Annotated in this window: 18 protein-coding genes; 9 read left to right on the top strand and 9 right to left on the bottom strand. The window is 62.7% G+C overall.

All coding sequences use genetic code 11. The features are described from left to right. Positions 1-20 precede the first annotated feature (20 nt). From atuC to C5F70_RS03280, 6 genes are all read left to right on the top strand, one after another. The gene (gene atuC, locus C5F70_RS03310) at positions 21-1637 is read left to right on the top strand and encodes a geranyl-CoA carboxylase subunit beta (protein ID WP_104902716.1); all 1617 of its coding nucleotides are present in this window, start codon (positions 21-23) and stop codon (positions 1635-1637) included. 508 nt (positions 1638-2145) lie between these two features. Further along, the gene (atuD, locus tag C5F70_RS03300; protein ID WP_102619013.1) at positions 2146-3303 is read left to right on the top strand and encodes a citronellyl-CoA dehydrogenase; all 1158 of its coding nucleotides are present in this window, start codon (positions 2146-2148) and stop codon (positions 3301-3303) included. Beyond that, a complete protein-coding gene (locus tag C5F70_RS03295) occupies positions 3300-4067 on the top strand; it encodes an enoyl-CoA hydratase/isomerase family protein (protein ID WP_104902715.1) in 768 nt (255 codons plus the stop codon). Before atuD ends, C5F70_RS03295 begins: the two co-directional genes overlap by 4 nt. Then, positions 4064-5977, top strand: coding sequence for an acetyl-CoA carboxylase biotin carboxylase subunit (locus C5F70_RS03290; RefSeq protein WP_371920058.1), 1914 nt, complete (start codon positions 4064-4066; stop codon positions 5975-5977). The genes C5F70_RS03295 and C5F70_RS03290 overlap by 4 nt, the downstream gene beginning before the upstream one ends. Positions 5978-6050: 73 nt before the next feature. Continuing rightward, positions 6051-6593 (top strand): exonuclease domain-containing protein, encoded by a 543-nt coding sequence (locus C5F70_RS03285; protein ID WP_017849401.1) that lies wholly within the window; start codon positions 6051-6053, stop codon positions 6591-6593. A 64-nt stretch (positions 6594-6657) separates the two neighbouring features. Next, on the top strand, positions 6658-6942 hold the full coding sequence (locus C5F70_RS03280) for a pyrimidine/purine nucleoside phosphorylase (protein WP_017849400.1): 285 nt from the start codon (positions 6658-6660) through the stop codon (positions 6940-6942). Positions 6943-7008: 66 nt separating this feature from the next. Here the strand turns inward: C5F70_RS03280 and C5F70_RS03275 are convergent, their stop codons facing one another. Both C5F70_RS03275 and C5F70_RS03270 read right to left on the bottom strand, forming a co-directional pair. Beyond that, a complete protein-coding gene (locus C5F70_RS03275; RefSeq protein WP_104902713.1) occupies positions 7009-7815 on the bottom strand; it encodes an MOSC domain-containing protein in 807 nt (268 codons plus the stop codon). 39 nt (positions 7816-7854) lie between these two features. Continuing rightward, the gene (locus C5F70_RS03270; protein WP_017849398.1) at positions 7855-8790 is read right to left on the bottom strand and encodes a chemotaxis protein CheV; all 936 of its coding nucleotides are present in this window, start codon (positions 8788-8790) and stop codon (positions 7855-7857) included. 552 nt (positions 8791-9342) lie between these two features. Here C5F70_RS03270 and C5F70_RS03265 point away from each other — a divergent pair. From C5F70_RS03265 to C5F70_RS03255, 3 genes are all read left to right on the top strand, one after another. Beyond that, positions 9343-9792, top strand: coding sequence for a hypothetical protein (locus C5F70_RS03265; protein WP_173677847.1), 450 nt, complete (start codon positions 9343-9345; stop codon positions 9790-9792). Between the two features lie 279 nt (positions 9793-10071). Next, on the top strand, positions 10072-10965 hold the full coding sequence (locus C5F70_RS03260; protein WP_017849396.1) for a sensor histidine kinase: 894 nt from the start codon (positions 10072-10074) through the stop codon (positions 10963-10965). Continuing rightward, on the top strand, positions 10962-11621 hold the full coding sequence (locus C5F70_RS03255; protein ID WP_017849395.1) for a response regulator transcription factor: 660 nt from the start codon (positions 10962-10964) through the stop codon (positions 11619-11621). The genes C5F70_RS03260 and C5F70_RS03255 overlap by 4 nt, the downstream gene beginning before the upstream one ends. Here the strand turns inward: C5F70_RS03255 and yegS are convergent. The 7 genes from yegS to C5F70_RS30470 all read right to left on the bottom strand — a co-directional run bounded on the left by yegS (position 11580) and on the right by C5F70_RS30470 (position 16305). Further along, the gene (gene yegS / locus C5F70_RS03250) at positions 11580-12500 is read right to left on the bottom strand and encodes a lipid kinase YegS (RefSeq protein ID WP_046382530.1); all 921 of its coding nucleotides are present in this window, start codon (positions 12498-12500) and stop codon (positions 11580-11582) included. The two genes, C5F70_RS03255 and yegS, sit on opposite strands and share 42 nt — an antisense overlap. 173 nt (positions 12501-12673) lie before the next feature. Next, positions 12674-13066 (bottom strand): DUF2802 domain-containing protein, encoded by a 393-nt coding sequence (locus tag C5F70_RS03245; protein WP_046484827.1) that lies wholly within the window; start codon positions 13064-13066, stop codon positions 12674-12676. Continuing rightward, positions 13067-13549 (bottom strand): chemotaxis protein CheW, encoded by a 483-nt coding sequence (locus C5F70_RS03240; RefSeq protein ID WP_017849392.1) that lies wholly within the window; start codon positions 13547-13549, stop codon positions 13067-13069. 80 nt (positions 13550-13629) lie between these two features. After that, complete coding sequence (locus C5F70_RS03235) at positions 13630-14442, bottom strand: CheW domain-containing protein (RefSeq protein ID WP_017849391.1); 813 nt, start codon at positions 14440-14442, stop codon at positions 13630-13632. Continuing rightward, entirely contained in the window at positions 14442-15230 is a 789-nt protein-coding gene (locus C5F70_RS03230; protein ID WP_017849390.1) for a ParA family protein, read from the bottom strand. The genes C5F70_RS03235 and C5F70_RS03230 overlap by 1 nt, the downstream gene beginning before the upstream one ends. 50 nt (positions 15231-15280) lie before the next feature. Further along, on the bottom strand, positions 15281-16168 hold the full coding sequence (gene motD / locus C5F70_RS03225) for a flagellar motor protein MotD (protein ID WP_017849389.1): 888 nt from the start codon (positions 16166-16168) through the stop codon (positions 15281-15283). After that, on the bottom strand, positions 16165-16305 hold the full coding sequence (locus C5F70_RS30470) for a hypothetical protein (protein ID WP_158683834.1): 141 nt from the start codon (positions 16303-16305) through the stop codon (positions 16165-16167). Before C5F70_RS30470 ends, motD begins: the two co-directional genes overlap by 4 nt. Between the last annotated feature and the right edge of the window lie 4 nt (positions 16306-16309).

Genomic DNA, 16309 nt, shown 5'->3' with positions numbered 1-16309 from the left:
TCAAAGGGGAGTCATAAACCATGCCGGTGATCGAAACCCTGATCGACGCCCACAGCCCAGACTTCGTGCGCAACCGCGAAGCGCTGCTGGCGAGCCTGCAGCAACTGCGCCTGTTGGAGCAGAACCTGTTGAGCAAGGCGCTGGAAGCCAAGCCCAAGTTCGACAAACGCGGGCAATTGCTGCCGCGTGAACGCCTCAACCTGCTGCTGGACCCTGGCGCGCCGTTCCTGGAACTGGCCAGCCTGGCCGGCTACAAACTCCATGACGACAAGGACGGCAGCGCCGCCGGCGGCGGGTTGATCGCCGGCATCGGTTACGTCAGCGGCGTGCGCGTGCTGGTGGTGGCGAATAACAGCGCGATCAAGGGCGGCACCATTTCCCCCACGGGCCTGAAGAAATCCCTGCGCCTGCAACAGATCGCGATGGAAAACCAACTGCCGGTGGTGACCCTCGCCGAAAGCGGCGGCGCCAACCTCAACTACGCGGCGGAGATTTTCGTCGAAGGCGCGCGCAGCTTCGCCAACCAGGCGCGCATGTCGGCCATGGGCTTGCCGCAGATCACCGTGGTCCACGGCTCGGCCACGGCGGGCGGCGCGTATCAGCCGGGGCTGTCGGATTACGTGGTGGTGGTGCGCGGCAAGGCCAAGCTGTTCCTGGCCGGCCCACCGCTGCTCAAGGCCGCGACCGGCGAAGTCGCCACCGATGAAGCACTGGGCGGCGCCGAGATGCACGCGCAAATCGCCGGCACCGCGGAATACCTGGCGGAAAACGATGCCGACGGGGTGCGGATCGTGCGCGAGATCGTCAGCCTGCTGCCGTGGAACGAGCGCCTGCCGTCGATGCCCAAACGCACGTATGCCGAGCCGCTGTACCCCATCGACGAACTGCTCGGGCTGATCCCCGACGACCCGAAAAAACCCTACGACGTCCGCGAAATCCTCGCACGCCTGGCCGACGGTTCGAACTTCCTCGAGTTCAAGGGCGAGTTCGACGCACATACCGTGTGCGGCCACCTGCACATCCAGGGCCGCGCCGTCGGCGTGATCGGCAATAACGGCCCGATCACGCCCAAGGGCGCCAGCAAGGCCGCGCAATTCATCCAACTGTGCGACCAGAGCCGCACGCCGCTGCTGTTCCTGCACAACACCACCGGCTTTATGGTCGGCACCGAGGCGGAACAGCAAGGCGTGATCAAGCACGGCGCGAAGATGATCCAGGCGGTGGCCAATGCCCGTGTGCCCAAACTCACCGTGGTGGTCGGCGGCTCCTACGGCGCCGGCAACTACGCCATGTGCGGCCGCGGCCTCGACCCGCGCTTCATCTTCGCCTGGCCCAACAGCCGCACCGCCGTGATGGGCGGCGCCCAGGCCGGCAAAGTGCTGCGCATCGTCACCGAAGCCAAACAACGGAAAGACGGCCTGACCCCCGACCCCAAGATGCTCGACATGCTGGAACAAGTCACCGCACAAAAACTCGACAGCCAATCCACCGCACTGTACGGCAGTGCAAACCTATGGGATGACGGCCTGATCGACCCACGGGATACCCGCACGTTATTGGGGTTCCTACTGGATATTTGCCAGGAAGCCGACATGCGGACGTTGCAACCGAACAGCTTTGGCGTAGCACGGCTCTAAAGTCATCAAGACAACAAAACCCTGCTTTTGCTCTGCTTTTGATCTTGATCTTGATCTTGATCTTGATCTTAGGCGCCCCGTCAAACCACGCTGGCCGAACGCAGGCTTGAATCCGTGGGTAACCCGGCAGGACGCCGGGTTAGCCGTCCTGGGCCATGGATGGCCCATGACGGCGGCCCACGGATTCAAGCCTGCGTTCGGGCACACCGAGCCTAGGCGAGGTGCCGAGTGGTGGGGCAAGAGCCCTTTTGGTTACTTTTGGGGCTCTTTTCCAAAAGTGACCCGCTGTAAGAGCGGAACCCATAGCAGCCGTTACCAAAGAAACGGATATGTACTCAACCCAAAAAAATGGTCAGCCCAGAGGCCGCCATCGGGGGCAAGCCCCCTCCCACATTTGGAGCGAGGTGAGCCCATTGGATATCTACCCGCTGTAGGACCGCCAGCAAACCAGCTCCCACAGACGGAGCCATGCACACCCGAAGAACGCCCACACGGAGAACAATAAAAAATGATCTTCACCCAGGAACACCAAGCACTGCGCCGCACCGTCCGCACCTTCGTCGACCGCGAGATCAACCCCCACGTCGACGAATGGGAAAAAGCCGGTCGCTTCCCCATCCACGATATCTTGCGCAAGGCCGGCGACCTCGGCCTGCTGGGCATCTCCAAACCCGAACAATTCGGCGGCATGGGCCTGGACTACAGCTACTCCATCGTCGCCGCCGAAGAATTCGGCAGCATCCGCTGCGGCGGCATCCCCATGTCCATCGGCGTACAGACCGACATGTGTACCCCCGCCCTCGCCCGCTTCGGCTGCGACGCACTGCGCGAAGAATTCCTGCGCCCGGCCATCAGCGGTGCGCAAGTCGGTTGCATCGGCGTCTCGGAAGCCGGCGCCGGTTCCGATGTGGCCGGGCTGAAGACCCAGGCACGCAAGGACGGCGACGACTACGTGATCGACGGCAGCAAAATGTGGATCACCAACTCGCCGAGCGCCGACTTCATGTGCCTGCTGGCCAACACCTCCGACGACAAGCCGCACCTCAACAAGTCGCTGATCATGGTGCCGATGAACACACCGGGGATCAGCGTCAGCCCGCCCTTGGAAAAACTCGGCATGCACAGCTCCGAGACCGCCCAGGTGTTCTTCGACGGCGTGCGTGTGCCGCAACGCAACCGCATCGGCCATGAAGGTGCGGGGTTCATGATGCAGATGCTGCAATTCCAGGAAGAACGCCTGTTTGGCGCGGCCAATATGATCAAGGGCCTGGAGTCCTGCATCGACAGCACGATCGAATACTGCAAGGAGCGCCAGACCTTCGGCAAAGCGCTGATCGACAATCAGGTGATTCACTTTCGCCTGGCCGAACTGGCCACCGAAATCGAATGCCTGCGCGCCCTGGTCTACCAGGCCACCGAGCAGTACATCAAAGGCCAGGACGTGACGCGCCTGGCCTCCATGGCCAAGCTCAAGGCCGGGCGGCTGGGCCGCGAAGTCAGCGACAGTTGCCTGCAATACTGGGGCGGCATGGGCTTTATGTGGGACAACCCGGTGGCCCGCGCCTATCGCGATATGCGCCTGGTGTCGATTGGCGGCGGCGCCGACGAAATCATGCTGGGCATCATCTGCAAACTGATGGGCACCTTGCCGGGGAAAAAACCATGAACACCCTGCTGCTCGAACCTCATAACGGTGTGCTGCACATCACCCTCAACCGTCCGCAAAGCCGCAACGCGATGAGCCTGGAGATGGTCAATGAACTGCGCGCGGTGCTGGCGCAGTTGGACGATCAGGTGCGCGCGCTGGTGATCAGCGGCGCGGCCGGGCATTTCTGTGCCGGGGCGGATGTGAAAGACCTGCTCGGCGCCAGCGACAAGGCGCAATTGCAGACGCTGAACCGCGCGTTCGGCACCTTGCTGGAGGAAGTTGAAGCCGTGCCCCAAGTGGTGATCGTGGTGCTGCAAGGCGCGGTGCTGGGCGGTGGCTTTGGTTTGGCGTGCGTCAGTGATATTGCGCTGGCCGATCACCACGCGCAGTTCGGCTTGCCCGAGACCAGCCTGGGCTTGCTGCCGGCGCAGATCGCGCCGTTTGTGGTCAAGCGCATCGGTCTGACGCACGCGCGCCGGCTGGCGCTGACGGCGGCGCGGTTCGACGGGGTCGAGGCTGAGCGCTTGGGCGTGGTGCATTTTGTCGAGCGTGATCCGCAGGCGTTGGCCGAACGCCTGGATGAAGTGCTGGGCCAGGTATTGCGTTGCGCGCCGGGGGCGAATGGGCGGACCAAGGCCTTGCTGCTGGCCAGCGCGGAGCAACCGCTGGGGCCATTGCTGGATCAGGCCGCCGCGTGGTTCGCCGAGGCGGCGACGGGCGAAGAAGGGATCGAAGGCACCCAGGCCTTTGTGCAACAGCGCAAGCCACGGTGGGCCGAATGAACAAGATCCTGATCGCCAACCGCGGCGAAATCGCCTGCCGCATCCAGCGCACCGCCCAGGCCTTGGGCTACCGCACCGTAGCGGTCTACAGCGACGCCGACGCCCAGGCCGCGCACGTGCAGATGGCCGACGAAGCCGTGAATATCGGCCCGGCACCGGTGCAGCAGTCCTACCTGAATATCCCGGCGATTCTCAGCGCAGCTCAACGCACGGGTGCCGACGCGGTCCACCCCGGTTATGGCTTTCTCTCTGAAAACCCCGATTTCGCCCGCGCCTGCATAAACGCCGGGCTGACCTTCATCGGCCCCAGCGTCGAGGCCATCGAACTGATGGGCAGCAAGCGCCGGTCCAAACTCGCCATGCTCGAGGCCGGTGTCCCGTGCGTCGCCGGCTACCAAGGCAGCGCCCAGGACGACGCCACGTTGCAAATAGAAGCTGAACGCATCGGCTTCCCGCTGATGATCAAGGCCAGTGCCGGCGGCGGCGGCCGAGGTATGCGCCTGGTGCATCAGCGCGAACACCTGCAAGAGCAACTGCGCAGCGCCCGCTCCGAAGCCCTGAATGCGTTCGGCAGCGACGAACTGATCCTGGAACAGGCGCTGATCGAGCCGCGCCACGTCGAAATCCAGCTGTTCGGCGACAGCCACGGCAACCTGATCCACCTCGGCGAACGCGACTGCTCGGTCCAGCGCCGCCATCAGAAAATCATTGAAGAAGCGCCCTGCCCGGTGATGACCCCGGCCCTGCGCCAGGCCATGGGCGAGGCGGCGCTCAAGGCCGGGCGTGCGGTGAATTACGTCGGCGCAGGCACGGTGGAGTTCCTGCTCGACCGCGACGGCCGGTTCTACTTCCTGGAGATGAACACTCGCCTGCAAGTCGAACACCCGGTCACCGAACTGATCAGCGGCCTCGATCTGGTCGACTGGCAACTGCAAATTGCCGCCGGCCAACCGCTGCCGTTACAGCAAGCGCAGGTCAGCCTCAGCGGCCACGCCATGGAAGTGCGCCTGTACGCCGAAGACCCGGCCCAGGGCTTTCTGCCGCAAACCGGTGCGGTGCTGCGCTGGGAACCGGCCGCGGGCGTGCGGGTCGACCACGGCGTTCTCGAAGGTCAGCGCATCAGCCCGTTCTATGACCCGCTGCTCGGCAAGATCGTCGCCCATGGCGCCACCCGCGAGGAGGCGCGGCGCAAGCTGCTGCGCGCCGTGGAGGACACGGTGCTGCTGGGCGTGGCGAGCAACCAGCAACTGTTGACCGTCCTGCTCAAGCACCCGAAGTTTATCCACGGCGATTTCAGCACCGCGTTGATCGCCGAACACTTCAGCGAGATCCGCCGCCCCCGCGCATCCGCCGAACAGCTGGCCCTGGCTGCCGCGCTGTTTTATCAACACAGCGCTCAGGCCCATGCCCCGGCCTTATCGGGGTGGCGCAACGGCGCTGACGTGCCGTGGAGCTATCAGTTGGCCGTCGACGATGCGGTCCAGGACATCACGGTCAGCGTCCTCGCCGACCATCACCTGCAGGCCAACGGCATCGACATCCGCCACCTCAGCAGCGACGGCCGCTGGGCCACCGCAGTGATCAACGGCATCCGCCGCCGCAGTGCCTACCACCTCGACGGTACCCAGCTGTGGCTACCGGGCGTGAGCGTGACCAACCGCACCCACCACGTTGCCAACCGCCAGCCCCCGGCCGGCGGCGGCAGGGTCGAGGCGCCGATGGACGGCGCCATCGTCGATGTGCGCGTGCGCGCCGGTGAACGCGTCACCCAGGGGCAACTGCTGCTGGTGCTCGAAGCGATGAAAATGGAGCATCCGCTGAAGGCCGGCATCGACGGTGTGGTCAAGGCCGTGCAGGTCATGGCCGGCGATCAGGTGCGCAATCGCCAGGTGTTGCTGGAGATCGAATAAAGCCTGGGCGGAACTACGCGGCCGGGCTACGCTCTATCCCCATCAGGACGGGAAGAGTACGGGAATCTGCACGATGCCTCATTGGCTGATTATTGACCTTGAAGCCACAACGGATGACGGCGGCTGGCCCGTGACGGAGATGGAAGTCATCGAGATCGGCGCAAGCCTGGTCAACCGCCAGGGCCGCGAGTTGGATCATTTCCAGCGTTTTGTGCGACCGCAGCGGCGTCCATTGCTGACGCCCTTCTGCCGCAAGCTGACCCATATCAGCCAGGCGAACATGGACAGCGCCGCGCCTTTCGGTGATGTGTGGGCGCTGTTCGAGCGCTGGCTGGGCCAGCATCAGGCACACCTGGAAGGTTGGGCCAGCTGGGGCGACTATGATCGCCAGCAGCTCGAGCTGGAGTGGCAGCGCCATGGCCTGAGCAGCGCGCTGGCCCAAACGCCCCATATCAACCTCAAGCAACGCTTCGCCAAGGCCCGGCGCCTGGACAAGCCAACGGGGCTCAATAGCGCCCTGCAATTGGCGGGGATGCAGTTCAATGGCCAGCAACACCGGGCGCTGGAAGATGCGCGCAACACCGCACGCCTGTTACCGCTGATTTTGCCGGTCTAGGCAGCTCCCTTGCCCTTGGGCATACTGGCCGACCTTTCCAGACCCTTTTTCCGAGGATTCGCCCATGTTTAAAGTCAACGAGTACTTCGACGGCACCGTCAAGTCGATCGCTTTCGGCACCGCAGAAGGTCCGGCGACCATCGGCGTCATGGCCCCGGGTGAATACGAATTCGGCACTGCCCAGCGTGAGATCATGCACGTGGTATCCGGCGCCCTGACCGTCAAGCTGCCCGACAGCAGCACCTGGGAAACCTTCGCCGCCGGCAGCCTGTTCCACGTTCCGGCCAACAGCAAGTTCCAACTGAAGGTCGCCGTGGACACCGCTTACCTGTGCGAATACCGCGGCTAAGCAATTCCCGCGCGCGAAAAAAATGCCCGTCTCGCAGGAGACGGGCGTTTTTTTTATGGGGGCGTATTATTCGAGGACAGTCACCGGCATGCCCACTTCCAGGCGGCCCACGCCATCGTTGACCAAGTTCTGGCCGAACATCGCGCCGTCTTCGGTCTTGCGATAGGCCTCCAGCGTCACGAACGGTTCGCGGTCGGCACTGCGCTCGCCGGTCTGCGGGTCGATGGTGGTCAGAATGCAGCGTGAGCACGGCTTGACCACGCGAAACTCGACATCGCCGATGCGCAGGCGTTTCCAGCCGTCTTCGGCGAACGCATCGCCACCGTCGATCACCAGGTTGGGGCGAAAGCGCAGCATTTCCATGGGCCGACCGACGTGCCGGGACAGGTCGTCCAGGGAGGCCTGGCCGATCAGCAGCAACGGGTAACCGTCGGCGAACGCGACCTGATCATCGTCCTTGCCATAACCGGCTTGTGTGGTTCGCGCGCGCTCCAGGGGGATGTGGACCAGCCGCGTCGGCTTGCCGATAAAGTCGCTGACCCAGGCGGCGGCGGCATCGCCCGCATCCGGCACGCGCAAGGTGTCGCGCCAGATGGTCACACCGCGCAGTTCAGCCTCGCTGCCGGGCAACACCACGTCCAGCGCTGCGTAGCCAGGCGAACTGAGGGTCAGGCCACCGCTGCGGTTCCACAGGGCCGACAGCTGGCTCATCGTCGCCACGGCGCGCTGCGTCAAGAAACGCCCGCTGGCTTCGTCCACCAGCATCCAGCGTCGATCGCCATCCAACCCGAGCTTGTCCAGGCCGATCTGCTGCAACGTTTCGGCCTTGCCGGATTTCAAAGGGTAACGGTACAGCGCGCTGAGACGGAGCATGAGCCTGCATTCCTGAGGGGCAAAACCGTCACCCTAAGGTCAAGCCGACGCTTCGTCCAGCATCAGTCGCTGACGCACCACATCCACCAGCTTGTCCGGCTGGAATTTGGACAGGAAGTTATCGCACCCGACCTTCTTCACCATTGACTCGTTGAAACTGCCCGACAGCGAGGTGTGCAGCACCACGTACAGCTCACGCAGGCGTGGGTCATTGCGGATCTCGGTGGTCAGGCGGTAGCCGTCCATCTCAGGCATTTCGGCGTCGGTGAAGATCATCAGCAATTTGTCGGTCATCACCTGGCCGCTGTCGGCCCAGGCCTTGAGCATGTTCAGCGCCTTGAGGCCGTCACTGGCGATGTGCATCTTCACGCCCAACTGGCCCAGGGTGTCGCGCAACTGCGACAGCGCGACATTGGAGTCGTCCACCAGCAGCACTTCACGGCCACGGGCGCGCTCCAGTATCGGGTCATCGAGTTTATCGCGGGAGACCTTGGCGTTGTATGGCACGATCTCGGCGAGGACTTTTTCCACGTCGATGATTTCTACCAACTGGTCATCGACCTTGCTGATGGCCGTGAGGTAGTGCTGGCGCCCGGCGCTGGTCGGCGGCGGCAGGATGGCTTCCCAGTTCATGTTGACGATGCGATCGACGCCGCCCACCAGGAACGCCTGCACCGAGCGGTTGTACTCGGTGACGATGATGGTGCTGTTGGGCCCCGGCACCAGCGGGCGCATGCCGATGGCCTGGGACAGGTCGATCACCGGCAGGGTCTGGCCGCGCAGGTTGACCACGCCGCACACAAACGGGTGGCGCTGAGGCATCAGGGTCAGCTTGGGCAGTTGCAAGACCTCCTGCACCTTGAACACGTTGATCGCGAACAGCTGCCGCCCGGCCAGGCGAAACATGAGAATCTCCAGGCGATTCTCACCCACCAATTGCGTGCGTTGATCTACGGTGTCGAGAATGCCGGCCATTAAAAAGCTCCTGATATGCGCGCAAGTCGCGCTAAGGGATTATGCAGTTCACTAGGCTTGTTATCGGCGGCAAGCGCCAGACCTTGACCCCTGTAAAATGCCACGTAAATCCATTGATGTCACACTGACATCATGCTTTACTTCGCTGGCCTCTTAATTCGGCAGAATAGCGACATTGCGCGACACTCACATCGACGCAAGGTTCCGCTATATAAGGGATTCCCCTAGGCACAATCAGGCCCAACCTGATATTCGCGATATCTAATTGCCATTAATGTGACGCCATTCTCATTGCATGAATGGAGTCAGGCTTTTGTTTGCCATCGCAAGCCCACGGCCCACGGGTCTTCAAGACACTCACCTGTCGGCAATCGAAGTTGCGCAATCGGCCCCGATGACGAGGGCAGTGTGCGCCTCGCATGACCATTCAAATAAACGTCCTACTAAAGTCTCAGAAGCGCCCTACAGATTTCAGTCATCTTTCAGCGGTAGTTTTACGCTATTCACGCAGTGCGACATCTCATCACCCGACCTTATGTTGCGGAGACTTGCATGATGAATAGCGCGAACGAGTGGCAAGCTGCACTTCCCGAATTCTTGCTCGAGGCCGAAAAGCTGCTGAACAAGTCGGAGGAGTGCCTGAGCCATCTGCATTTGATTCGTAACGACAGCGATGCCATCGACTGCATGAACTTCAGCCTCGCGACGCTCGCCGAAAAGGCCGACGACCTGGCGCTGCGGGCGATCAGCGAGTTTTCGCGGCATATCCAGTACCTGATTGCCAACGCGGCGAACCCGCTGCAACTGCACGATCAGGCCCTCGATGCCTTGCACAATTGTCTGACATTACTGGCGTGGCAACTGGAGCTGATCGACACCCGCACCGGTGAATTGAGTTTGGACGAAAGTGAACAAACTTCACTGATTGCGACGGTCACTCTCCAGATCCCGCAAAAGGACTTCGCCAACAAGCCTCAGCAGCGTCTGCACCATGTTTCATGAAAGACTGCGCCGTTAACCGCTAAGGTGTCGCTTTCATCCAGCGTCTTGCCCAAAAACGACAAGAATAACTAATGTGTCCTGCAATAAGTGGCGACAACCAAGTTGCCCGCGCTATAAAGCCAACCCATACAAAACAACCGCCAACATATAACTATTCTTAATAGGCATGCCCCCACTCCGTGCAAATGACGCCTGGCGACCAACGGTAAGCAAAGTGTTACCATGCCGCCCTCGAAGTGACCTAACGTCATGATGCATAAAACGTGAAAAGCATCCGCTATGTACGCCAGCCTCAAGTCACTCCTCGTCAAATCCGCTTCCCGCAGCAATGCCCGTCGACTGGTTCTCGTGTTGTGCCTGTGCTCACTGCTGCTGGGGCTGTGGGCCTACGCTCACTCCGCGCCCTTGCCATTGATGGTGTTGCTGATCAACGTGGCCACCCTGGTGCTGATGGGCCTGCGCCAGTGGAGCTCACGTAAATCGATCAAGTTCCAGCCCCAGGAACTGGCCGATCGCCTGTTGCAAGTCCAGGAAAACGAGCGGCACCGCCTCAGCCGTGAGCTGCACGACGATATCGGCCAATTGCTCACCGCCGCCAAGCTGCAAAGCGAATGGCTCAAGCGCCGCCTGCCGGAAGACCTGCAGGGCCAATGCACAGTGCTGTGCAACACCCTGAACGAGACCTTGGCCAAGGTGCGCGACGTGTCCGCCATTCTCAACCCGCGTCAGTTGGCCAGCCTCGGCCTGGAAGCCAGCCTGCGCGCGCACCTGCTCAAGACCCTGGGAAACACCTCGATTCATTGGAGCCTGGAATGCCAGCAACGGCTGACCGGCATTCCCGAAGAAATGGCCGTGGCCGCTTTTCGCATCACCCAGGAAGCGGTGACCAACATGCTGCGCCATGCCCAGGCGCAAAACCTGCTGGTTCGCCTGCAACGCCTGCCCCAGGGCCTGTCGCTGTTTATCAGTGATGACGGCCAGGGCTTTTCGCCCGCCAGCAACCCAGGCCTGGAAGGCCAACGGGGCATGGCGGGCATGTCCGAGCGGATTGATCAACTGGGAGGCACCTTGTCCGTCAGCAGCCAGCCAGGCAAAGGCACCCGGATCGACGCGCTTTTCCCCTGGGCGCCGCGCGCCCTCGAACGGGCCAGTCCCCTGAAGGTTCTCGAGTGACCCGCACTTTACTCCTGGTGGATGACCACGCACTGATCAGGGCCGGCGTCCGCGCGCTGGTCCTGGACATTCCCGGCTACACGGTGATTGGCGAAGCCAGCGATGGCGCGCAGGTGCTGGAAACATTCAGCGCCCTGCTGCCGGATATCGTGCTGCTGGACCTGTCGATGAAACACACCGGCGGCCTGGATGCGTTGCACCAGCTCAAGACGGCCTACCCCAAGAGCAAGGTGCTGATCCTGTCGATGCACACCGACCCGGAGCTGATCATGCGAGCCCTGGAGGCCGGCGCCCATGGCTACCTGCTCAAGGACACCAGCGCCAACGAACTGGAGCAGGCACTGCTGGCGCTGAGCAATGACGAGCGCTACCTGAGCCCGGCGATTGCCCACACCGTGATCAGCCAGGCGCTGGTACGCAATCAGGCCCCGTCCTCCCCGGTCGTCCACAACCACAACCTCACCGCTCGCCAGTTGGAAATCCTGCGCCTGGTGGTGCGTGGCAAATCCACCCGGGAAATCGCCCACGGCCTCGGGTTGAGCATCAAGACCGTGGAAGCCCATCGCTCGCAAATCATGAAGCGCCTGCAGATTTTCGATGTGGCGGGCCTGGTGTTATTTGCCGTGCGCGAGCAGATCATCAGCCTGGACGACTAAGGGCGAACCCGGCGGCAGGTGGACGCGCAGGGCCTTGGGCACGACCTCGAAATGCAGGTCATCGCCTTGCAGCGGTTCGCCATCCAGGTTGATATACAAACCTTGCGCGACCTTGATCTTGACCCACGGCAGGCGCGCGCGGACAAACATGGTGTCCAGGCCCCAGCCATTGTTCATCAGTTCACGCAGGGTGCCGACCACTTCCTGGGGGGCCGGCAAAATGCTGATGTCCAGCAGCCCATCGTCCGCCAGTGCGTCGGGACACAGCACATGCCCACCGCCCGCCTGGCGGCCATTGCCGATGCCCAGCGCGAGCAGCTCGCCTTTCCAATGGAAATCCGGGCCTTCCAGCTCGCCATACGCGGCCTTCAACTCACTGAAGCGCGACAAGCCGGTGAACAGATAGGCCGCGCCGCCCAGCACTTTCTTCAGTTCTTCGGAGGTATTGGCGGTGACCTGGCTGCCGAAGCCGCCGGTGGCCATGTTGAGGAATACTTGCCCGCCGACGCGGCCGAGGTCGATCGCCCTGGCCGGCACATCCAGCAACGCCAGGGCCTGGTCGGGCTGCAGCGGCACACCGGCGGCGCGGGCAAAATCATTGGCGGTGCCCAACGGCATCAGCACCAGGCTCGCGTCGGTCCCGGCCTGGGCCATCGCCTCGGCCACATCGCGCAAGGTGCCGTCACCGCCGCCGGCAATGATGTGCGTGTACCCGCCGTCCAGGGCCTCGTTGACCAGCCGCTGCGCGTCGCCGCCCTCCCACGTCACCCGCACCGCCAGCTCCCAGCCCTGCTCACGCCGAGCCAGCACCGCAGCGCGCACGTCCTCGTTGAGGGCTTGCTTGCCGTGGAGGATCAACAGGGCTTTGTGGGTGGTCATGGGGGGCGTTCTCCTGGGGTCAAAGGTGCTTGAAGGATGTTGACCCTTGAGGAGATAAAAAAAGCCATCGGGTTTGCAATTTAATTGGCCAGGGGCGACGCCAGGCTGCTTTCCTGTAAGCGCGGGCAAGCCAGCGCCTACAGTTGGATCGCTAGATACCCATCAGCGCGCAATCAGCTTTTGTGCAACTTGCTCATCAACTGCGCCTCAGCCTGGGTCAAGCCGCACGACTGCGTCAGCTCATCCACGGTCGCGCCCATGCCGACCAGCTTCGCCGCCTGGGCAAAAGACAGGCTGGACGGATCGCGCTGTTCAATCTGCGCCAGCTTGTCCGGCAACGGCCCGAGGATCGCGCGCAGTTCATGCACCTCATCCCCGACCCGCACCGCACTTTGCTGGAAGTGATCGACGCGCTTGGCCAACTCGACCACGCGCCGATCACGCACGGCATCGCGTTCGGCCTGTTGCACCGCCCACTCGCGTTGCTGGCGCACATAGCGCAGCAAAAACGCCAACGTCCCGGCCCACAACAGGGCCAGGACGATCACCGCTGCTTCAAGGAACAATCAGATGTTCTCCAGATCCGACCATTCTTCTTCGCTCATCATTTTGTCCAGCTCGACCAGAATCAGCAGTTCGCCGTTCTTGTTGCAGACGCCCTGGATGAACTTGGCCGACTCTTCGTTACCCACGTTCGGCGCGGTTTCCACTTCCGATTGGCGCAGGTAAACCACTTCGGCCACGCTGTCGACCATGATCCCGACCACTTGCTTGTCGGCCTCGATGATGACGATGCGGGTGTTGTCGTTGACTTCGGTCGGTATCAGACCGAAACGCTGGCGGGTGTCGATCACCGTCACCACGTTGCCGCGCAGGTTGATGATGCCCAGCACGTAGCTTGGCGCACCCGGAACCGGAGCGATTTCGGTGTAGCGCAGCACTTCCTGCACGCGCATGACGTTGATGCCGTAGGACTCGTTGTCCAGTTTGAAGGTAACCCATTGCAGGATCGGATCATCCAAACCTTGTGCGGACGCTGACTTATTCATACCCCTGACCCCTTCAAATGCCGTTGGACACGGCGTGTGTGCTTCTTTGGCCGCACAACCGTGCGGCCGATCTTGTTCAATTAACTGCGTTGCTGGCCCGGCATCGACTTGACCGCACCGCTGGCGATCAACTCGGCCAGTTCGGCGACGTCGAGCAACGCGCACATGTGTTCGATCACGGTGCCCGCCAACCAAGGGCGCTGGCCCCGTTGGCTGCGCCATTTGATTTCATTCGGGTCCAGGCGCAACGAGCGGCTGACTTGATGCACGGCCAGCCCCCACTCGTAGCCTTGCACCGAAATCACGTATTGCAAGCCCTGGCGGAAATCATCGCGGTAGCGGTCGGGCATCACCCAGCGCGCGGTGTCCAGCACCTTGAGGTTGCCGGCCTGGCTGGGCAGGATGCCAAGGAACCACTCCGGTTGCCCGAACAGCGGTGTCAGCTCCTGGCCTTCCAGGGAATAGATCGAGCCCAGGCACACCAGCGGCACCGCCAGGGTCAACCCGGCGACGTCGAACAGCAGGCATTCGAACGGCTCGGCGGCCCACGCCGGGCGGCCGTCGCCGGTGACCGGCGGCGGCGTGATGCTCGGCGGCAGGTGGACTTCAACCACCGGCTCGACCACCACGGGTGCGACCGGCACAGGCGCAACCACTACAGGCGCAACCACGACCGGTGGACTCGGCACCATCACCTGCGCATCACGCGCCTGTTCTTCCAGCACCGCCAACTGGAATTCATCCAGTGTGCTTTGTGCGTCTACGGCGGGTTCGAGGACCAGCAGCGGTTCCGGCAGTTCTTCCTCGGTCGCGTCCTGCAGCAGGGCATCCAGGTAGGATTCCAGTGCCAGTTGCGGCCGCGTCTTGACCTTGAGTTCGACAGGACGGTTCATCACGCCACCTGCGCCACAAGCTGTTGCGACAGCAGGTGCTTGAGCAGCGCGCGGTACGCCAGCACGCCGCGACTTTTACCGTCGAACTGCGAAGGGGTCAGGCCGGCGCGGCTGGCGTCGCGCAGGCGCGTGTCCACCGGGATATAGCCTTGCCAGATGGTGTCCGGGTAGGCATCGCGCAGTACGCGCAAGGTGCCGAGGGACGCTTGGGTGCGGCGATCGAACAACGTCGGCACGATGCTGAACGGCAGCGCCTGTTTGCGTGAGCGGTTGATCATCGCCAGGGTGCTGACCATGCGTTCCAGGCCCTTGACCGCGAGGTGCTCGGTCTGCACCGGGATCACCAGCTGCTGGCTGGCCGCCAGGGCGTTGACCATCAGCACGCCGAGCAACGGCGGGCTGTCGATGATCGCGTAGTCGAAGTCCTGCCACAGTTGCGCCAGGGTCTTGGCGATCACCAGGCCCAGGCCGCTCTGCCCCGGCGACTGGCGCTCAAGGGTGGCCAGGGCGGTGCTCGACGGCAGCAGGGAAATGCTTTCATTGCTGGTGGGCAGCAGCAGTTGCCCGGGCAGATCGCTCGGCACGCTGCCCTTGTGCAGGAACAGGTCGTAGCAGCTGTGCTCCAGCGCGTCCGGGTCGTAGCCGAAATAGCTGGTCATCGAGCCGTGGGGGTCCAGGTCGACCACGACCACGCGCTTGCCCGCCTCGGCCAGCAAGCCGGCTAAGGCGATGGAGGTGGTGGTCTTGCCGACTCCACCTTTTTGATTGGCAACTGCCCAGACTCTCATTCGGTTGATTCCTCCCGGCGGGCACAGGCGCGACCGAGACAGTGCATAGGTTATTGAGCCGGTGACGGAGAATTGACGGAGCTTTGCCGTACCGGCGGCTTTGCAAGGGCCGGTGCAGTTTGTGTGCCAGCCCGCTTCAATGCCGCGTCCGGGGTTGCATTTGCCGTGCCGGTGCCGGTCAGGCTGCGGCGCACATCCAGGTTGCGCGAGACCACCAGCACCACCCGGCGGTTGCGGGCGCGGCCTTCCGCCGTGGCGTTATTGGCTACCGGCTGGAACTCGCCGTAGCCGACCGACGCCAGGCGACCGGGGTTCACGCCCTGCATCGCGAGCATCCGCACGATGCTGGCCGCCCGGGCCGACGACAGCTCCCAGTTGGTCGGGTACTGCGCGGTACTGATGGGGATATTGTCGGTAAAGCCTTCGACGTGGATCGGGTTTTCAAACGGCTTGAGGATCGCCGCCACCTTGTCGATGATGGTGAACGCCTGGTCGCTGGGCATGGCATCGGCGCTGGCGAACAGCAGGCTCGAATTGAGCTCGATCTCCACCCACAACTCATTGCCGCGCACGGTCATCTGGTTGGAGCTGATCAGGTCGCCGAACGCGGCGCTGATATCGTCGGCGATGCTTTTCAGCGGGTCGCCGGTGCCGCCCATGCCGGCGGAGGTCTCATCGCTGTCGTTGACCAGCGGCTTGGCCGGGGTCACGGTCTTGGGCCGCTCTTCGCCGATCGGGATCGGCTTGAGCGAACGATCGGCGTCGTTGAACACGCCGATCAGCGCTTGGGAAATGACTTTGTACTTGCCTTCGTTGATCGACGAGATGGAGTACATCACCACGAAAAACGCGAACAGCAAGGTGATGAAGTCCGCGTAGGACACCAGCCAGCGTTCATGGTTGACGTGTTCTTCAGGCTCGCGACGGCGACGGCTCACAGACGATTACCTCCGCAAAACGAATCACCTGCAGGAGCGAGCTTGCTCGCGAAAAATCCGAGAGCAACGCGTTCATCCAAAATGCCCGCGTCATCGGTGACGATTTTCGCGAACAAGCTCGCTCCTACACGTTTCATGTAC

Source organism: Pseudomonas sp. LH1G9 (assembly GCF_002949975.1).
GTDB lineage: Bacteria > Pseudomonadota > Gammaproteobacteria > Pseudomonadales > Pseudomonadaceae > Aquipseudomonas > Aquipseudomonas veronii.
The sequence above is the reverse complement of the archived record's forward strand: the minus strand, read 5'-3'. Positions and strand labels throughout refer to the sequence as shown.